The following is a 1,002-nucleotide window of genomic DNA, read 5'->3' on the forward strand; positions in this document are numbered from 1 at the left end:
GTTACTGAGCTTTTCAGGTTGGGTTCGGTTGGTGTGAAGTGATGGTCAGTCCGGTCTCGGTGAGGCAGCCGTCAATGAGTTCGGGATGGCGCTGGATGTGGGATAGGCCCTGGCGGAGGGTGCGGGTGAGGTGGTCGGGGTCGCTGAACGCGGTGTTGGCCATCCACCCGCGCCGTAACAGCGACCAGACGCCTTCCACCGGATTCAAGTCCGGGCTGTAGGAAGGAAGTTGGATGACGGTGAGCCAGTCGTGGCCGGCTGCGTACTTCCTCATCCCGGCGGCACGATGGGTGTTCAAATTGTCCCAGACGACCACGATCGGAGCGCCGAGCTGCAGGTGCGCACGGACCAGGAGGTCGCGGTAGTCCTGCCAGGCGAAACTCTTGCGTGCTCCTTTCAGGAGCGGGTGGAAGCGGGGCCGGTAGATCAGCCGGGACCTCTCGCCGGGCCGGTAGCAGCACATCGCGGCGATGGAGATCCGCCGCCGGGACCGTCCCCGCACTCGCACCACGGGAGTCTGCCCGCGCCGGCCCCACGTGCGGGCTCGTGGCGGCGTCATCGCGAACCCGGCCTCGTCCTCGAAGACGATCCAGGCCCCGAGCGCCGCCGCGGTGCTTCCACCTGCGGCCACACGTCCTTCTTCCAGAGCTCGACCGCGTGCTCGTCACGTTCAAGTGCGCGACGGGCAGGGCTCTGCCAGGACCAGCCGTGGCGGTGCAGCAGCCGCCACACTCCGGCGATCGAGCAACTGATCTGGAACTGGCGGTCGATCAGCGTTGCGACGCGTTCCAGCGTCCACCGCTGATCTTCCCAGCCATGCACGGCCGGCCCTTTGGCCAGCTCCTTCTCCAGCACGGCAAACCGTTCGTCCGACAGCTTCGGCAGTTTCGCGGGCCCCTTCGACTTCAGCCCCTCCATGCCGCCCTCACGCCAGTTGCGGCGCCACTGCTCCACCGAACGCTCACTCACCCGCAGGTCCTTGGCGATGTCCGCGGTTCTGTC

At 66.9% G+C, this 1,002-nt stretch carries 2 protein-coding genes; both read right to left on the bottom strand.

Going from position 1 to position 1,002, the window contains the following annotated elements:
• Positions 1 to 13 precede the first annotated feature (13 nt).
• Positions 14 to 559, bottom strand: coding sequence for a transposase (locus tag ACIRVK_RS45600; RefSeq protein ID WP_404258084.1), 546 nt, complete (start codon positions 557 to 559; stop codon positions 14 to 16).
• Positions 556 to 1,002 (bottom strand): winged helix-turn-helix domain-containing protein (locus tag ACIRVK_RS45605; RefSeq protein WP_404258082.1); only part of this gene is annotated, 447 nt, incomplete at its 5' end. The genes ACIRVK_RS45600 and ACIRVK_RS45605, both read right to left, overlap by 4 nt.

The sequence above is a fragment of the Streptomyces sp. NPDC101152 genome, assembly GCF_044768275.1.
GTDB lineage: Bacteria > Actinomycetota > Actinomycetes > Streptomycetales > Streptomycetaceae > Streptomyces.

Bases quoted from the DNA above. Each gene is read 5' to 3' on its own strand.
- ACIRVK_RS45600 (WP_404258084.1), bottom strand. From the start codon at position 559: ATGACGCCGCCACGAGCCCGCACGTGGGGCCGGCGCGGGCAGACTCCC.